Source organism: Pseudomonas sp. P4_C3, from assembly GCF_056402075.1.
Genome location: NZ_JBFUIC010000289.1, coordinates 1 through 4,916, shown reverse-complemented (window position 1 = coordinate 4,916; position 4,916 = coordinate 1). Strand labels below are relative to the sequence as shown.

General features: G+C 57.7%; 4 protein-coding genes. 2 read left to right on the top strand and 2 right to left on the bottom strand.

All coding sequences use genetic code 11. The features are described from left to right. Nucleotides 1–407: 407 nt before the first annotated feature. A complete protein-coding gene (locus AC1DVH_RS25850) occupies nt 408–1,895 on the top strand; it encodes an aldehyde dehydrogenase family protein (protein ID WP_477756193.1) in 1,488 nt (495 codons plus the stop codon). A 146-nt stretch (nt 1,896–2,041) separates the two neighbouring features. Here the strand turns inward: AC1DVH_RS25850 and AC1DVH_RS25845 are convergent, their stop codons facing one another. Continuing rightward, nucleotides 2,042–2,353: a cache domain-containing protein gene (locus AC1DVH_RS25845; RefSeq protein ID WP_477756192.1), complete on the bottom strand. Its 312-nt coding sequence runs from the start codon at nt 2,351–2,353 to the stop codon at nt 2,042–2,044. A gap of 259 nt (nt 2,354–2,612) precedes the next feature. Between AC1DVH_RS25845 and AC1DVH_RS25840 the strand changes: the two genes are divergently transcribed. Continuing rightward, the gene (locus AC1DVH_RS25840) at nt 2,613–3,233 is read left to right on the top strand and encodes a glutathione S-transferase family protein (protein WP_477756191.1); all 621 of its coding nucleotides are present in this window, start codon (nt 2,613–2,615) and stop codon (nt 3,231–3,233) included. Between the two features lie 144 nt (nt 3,234–3,377). Here the strand turns inward: AC1DVH_RS25840 and AC1DVH_RS25835 are convergent, their stop codons facing one another. Beyond that, nucleotides 3,378–4,784 carry a purine-cytosine permease family protein gene (locus AC1DVH_RS25835; RefSeq protein ID WP_477756190.1) on the bottom strand — a complete coding sequence of 469 codons (1,407 nt, stop codon included), beginning with the start codon at nt 4,782–4,784 and terminating at the stop codon, nt 3,378–3,380. Nucleotides 4,785–4,916 lie beyond the last annotated feature (132 nt).

Sequence of the window (4,916 nt, the reverse complement as noted above, 5' to 3'; positions counted from 1 at the left end):
CTACAAAGGCGGCGCATCGCACGATGCATCACCACGCCCCCACCTGCCTATCTATATGACCCATCACCGCCACCGATGTGCCTACGAACGCACTGACCAGGAATGGTCTCACTGAGCGGTCTATCAGAAGGTTTACTAACGAAATCGGTTCAACTTGTTCTCATACAAAGTCAGCCTGACAGATACGGCAGATTCTCCCTTGCAAACCTGAAGAACAGCACATTTTATCTGGCACGCTTTGCTAGCTTATTGAGAAGACCCGGCATAGCGATGTCCTGGTCGCCACGGCGATGTTCTGGTGATTTCCACGTTCGGCTTGATCTTTGTTTCAGCGACCTTGCAAGGTCGCGAGCCAGACCGCCCTCTGCTGCTTGCAGTGCCTGTTACCGCTCTAGGGAGCCAGTTGGATGACAATACAATCTTCGAATAGCTACAGCATTGATCCGCAAACGGCTCAGAAATTTTATATCAATGGCTGTTGGTCTTCCCCGGCAATCCCGGCAAGTTTGCCGGTGGTCAATCCGGCAACTGAAGAGGTCGTTGCGCAGGTCGCGCAAGGCTCCGCCGCGGATGTTGATCGGGCAGTAGCTGCTGCGCGCGCAGCGTTTCCTGGTTGGTCTGCTACCTGCGCAGAGTCACGCGCGCTTGTCCTTGGAAAGATCCATGAGCTCATCCTTGAGCGAAAAGAAGTGCTCGCGCAGGCCCTCTCTCTCGAAATGGGCGCTGCCATCGGTTCCGCCCGGGCAATGCAAGTGCCTCTCGCGGCCGAACACGTTCGGGTCGCCCGCGATCTGCTGTCCACTTATCGTTTCCAGACGGTTGAAGGTGGAACCGCGATTGAACGCGAACCCATAGGCGTCTGCGGTCTCATCACTCCGTGGAACTGGCCGCTTTATCAAATCACCGCGAAAGTCGCCCCTGCTATTGCTGCCGGATGCACTGTGGTCCTCAAACCAAGCGAACTGTCGCCTCTGAGCGCCCTTCTTTTTGCACAACTGGTCCATGACGCAGGCCTTCCACCAGGCGTCTTCAACCTCGTGAACGGAAGTGGATCCGAGGTCGGCGCAGCGATGGCTGCGCACCCTGATATCGATATGATTTCGATTACCGGCTCCAACCGCGCGGGCGCGCTGGTCGCACAGGCGGCCGCCCATACGGTGAAGCGGGTTACACAAGAACTTGGAGGAAAATCCCCGAACATTCTGCTTCCCGACGCCGACTTCGCCAAAGCCGTCCCACTGGGCGTGATGTCAGCGTTGCGCAACGTCGGACAATCGTGCAGCGCCCCGACACGAATGATCGTACCTAAGGACCGGCTGGCGGAGGTTGAATCGCTGGCAGCCGAAACCGCCAATGCGATCATCGTGGGTGATCCGCAATCGGAAGCTACGGTGCTCGGTCCCATTGCCAACGAGGCCCAGTTCAATCGTGTGCAAGCCATGATCGAAGCTGGTCTGAGTGAGGGCGCAAAACTCGTTTGCGGCGGACCAGGACGTGTACCGGGTTATGAGAAGGGCTTCTACACTCGACCGACAGTATTCTCCGACGTAGATGCCGCAATGCGGATCGCCCAAGAAGAAATTTTCGGGCCGGTGCTGTGCATCATTCCGTATGAGACGATCGATGAGGCGGTCCTTATCGCGAACGATACGGTATACGGCCTGGGCGCCCATGTTCAGTCTCAGAACCTTGATCTTGCACGTGCAGTTGCCTCTCGTATCCGCGCGGGGCAAGTGCATCTGAATTACCCCGCCTGGAATCCAATGGCTCCATTCGGTGGTTACAAACGTTCTGGTAATGGTCGTGAGTATGGTGTCTACGGCTTGGAGGAATACCTGGAAACCAAGGCAATCATTGGATTTGGCGGATCACTTGATAGTACTTCCCGCACGTAGAACTCATTCAAATGTTCGGTGCCGTCCAATTCGGCTAGCCGCCGATGCGGACGCCCATCGCGCAGACCGGTCGCGAACGCTTGTTGCGCCAGCAGAAAACACCGATCTCACACTCCTTGCGGTGGTTGCTGTTGGTCCCTGTCGGATTACTTGATCGCATGGCAGCCTACCGCCACGACGTAACCGCTCACCCGCTGCAAAAAAGTCCTCTTGTATTCGTTCTGCCCAGTGATGGGGTTGCGCCACAGGTAAGCAATTTCCCCTTTTTCATGGGCGCTCATTTGCTTGTGGATGTCCTCGCCAATAGGCTTGTCGTCGACTGAACGCAGTGACTTGAAGTCGGTGCCGATCAACCGGGACGAAAAGCCGTGAGCGACAAACCGTTGGGTTTTCAAGTCCACCACGAAGGCATAAAGATCCTCCTGGGTGAACCGCTTATCGTTATTTGAAGGTTTCACCGCCAGTCAGGACCCGATGAGTGACATGCGCATCGGAAGTTCGAGGTGAGGGTTGACTGAATGGCTTGTGAAACGCTTAAAACATTTCGAGAGGCTATTATCAAACGCAGTGAAAGTAGTTTTCGTGGAGGGATAAGGCTTGTCGCGCTGGGGTATGGACGGTCACTGTTTTTTGAATATCAGTGCGGCGGATTTTCATCATACTGACATGATTGGCAGTGTTCGGTGGCTGCCTGTGTCCCGACAAGAGCAATGACCCATGAACGATCAAATCGAACTGTACGGCGCGAACACCGGCAACAGTCTGCGGGCCGCAATTGCCCTGGAAGAATCCGGCATCGCCTACACGGCACGCAGGCTCGACCTGTATGCGCAGGAACACCGTGGCCCGGCCTTCCTGGCGCTGAACCCGGCCGGGAAAGTCCCGACCCTGATCGACCACGGGACCACGCCGGCGCTGGTCATCAATCAGTCCAACGCCATCATCCAGTACGCCGATGCCAAGGCGCCGGGACGACTGGCGCCGGCGCAGGCCGGACCTGAGCGTATCCGGGTGATTGACCGCTATTTCTTTTTCGTGACCGATGTCATCGCCCCCAGCCATGCCGCGTTTTTTCTGCACCAGGCGGGGCAGGACAAGGCGGCGGCGATCATCGATCTGCGGGTGATCGAGCAACTCACCTACGCGGAAAGTTTTTTGACTGCCGGGTTCATGGCCGGAGCGCAGTTCTCCATGGCCGACATTTCGGCGTTCACCATCGCCACAGCGTTCCGTGATCGACTGGAATGGAAAGAGCTTCCGCAACTATCGCGCTGGTTCGACTCGGTCGAAGCCAGGCCGGCGGTACAACGCGGCCTGAATGCGTTCAAGGATGCCTGAGTGGTCGATGTGCTGACACTTATGTAGGAGCGAGCCCTGCTCGCGATGGACGTCAACGATAACGCGTGCTTACCGGTTAAACGCGCCGTACTTGAGTCTTTCGCGAGCAGGGCTCGCTCCTACAAAGTGCGGCATTCCAATAGATCAGTCGGTGTAGCCGAACTTCACCGAACGGCTTTCCTGCACCTGGCTTCGCGTAGCGAGGCAGTAATACAACGGACACGTCACCACCAGCCCCACCAGCCATGACAGGTCCGCGCCGTCCACCAGATTGGCGTACGGTCCGACATACAGCGACGTATTGGCGAATGGCAGCTGCACGATGATGCCGATGAAGTAGGCAATGATCGCGTGCAGATTGAAGCGACCGTAGATGCCGCCGTCAGCGCGGAAGATCGAAGCGATGTCATAGCGACGACGCTTGATCAGGTAAAAGTCGATCAGGTTGATCGAGGCCCACGGCACCAACACCAGCAACAGCGCGAGAATCAGGCCGATGAACTGCGAAATGAAGTTCGCCGAAGCGCCCAGCGCCACCACGCAGCAACCGGCCAGTACGATGCCCGACAACACCACGCGCACCTTGATGCTCGGCGTCCACTGGCTGGCGAAGGTCTGGATCGAAGTGATGATCGACAGCACCGCGCCATACAGATTCAAGGCGTTGTGGCTGATGATGTTGAGCAGGAACAGCACCATCAGGATCGGCCCCAGCCAACCGGTGGACTGCTTGACCGCCGCCATCGCCTCAGTGCCTTCCGGGGTTGCCAGTACCGCCACGGCGCCGAAAGTGAACGACAGGATCGTGCCCAGGGTCGCCCCCAGGTAAGTGGCGAAGAACGGACGGGTGATACCGATATCCGCCGGCAGGTAGCGCGAGTAGTCAGACACGTAGGGTGAGAAGCTGATCTGCCAGATGATGCCCAGCGACACCGTGGCCAGCCAGCCGGACAGGTTGAATCCGCCGCGGGTGAAGAAGTCCGCCGGCAGATCATGGGCGAAGATATAGAGAAAGCCAGCGAGCAACGCGCTACCCATCACCCAGGTGCCGATGCGGTTCAGGGTATGGATGAAGCGGTAGCCAATCACGCCGATGGCGGTGGCGCTGAGGGCACCGATGAGAATGCTGGCCGGCACCGGAACCGACGGCGCAATGCCGACAATCGATTTGCCTGCCAGCACGATGTTGGAAATGAAGAAACCGATGTAGATCAACGCCGCGAAGAACACGATCAGCAGAGCGCCGTAGCGGCCGAACTGGCCACGACTCTGCACCATCTGTGGAATGCCCATGCACGGCCCCTGGGCCGACGCCAGCGCAATCACCACGCCGCCGACCATGTGCCCGAGGGCAATCGCCAGCAGGCCCCAGAACAGGTTGAGGTGGAACACCTGGACCACCATCGCGCCGGTGACGATGGGCAGTGGCGCGATGTTGGTGCTGAACCACAAGGTGAAAAGATCGCGGGCCTTCCCGTGGCGCTCTGCGAGTGGAACGTAGTCGACCGTGTGGTTCTCGATCAACGGATCTTGCCGGGACATCTGGGACATGTGCATGAACTCGAGTTTGTCTGTTCTTATCTTTGTATGAAGCCAAACCGGGGGGACTCTCTGGCCGCCCCTCAGATGACGACCATATTATGGTATTCCAAACTTTAAACAAGACTGATCCGGTCTTTGAAC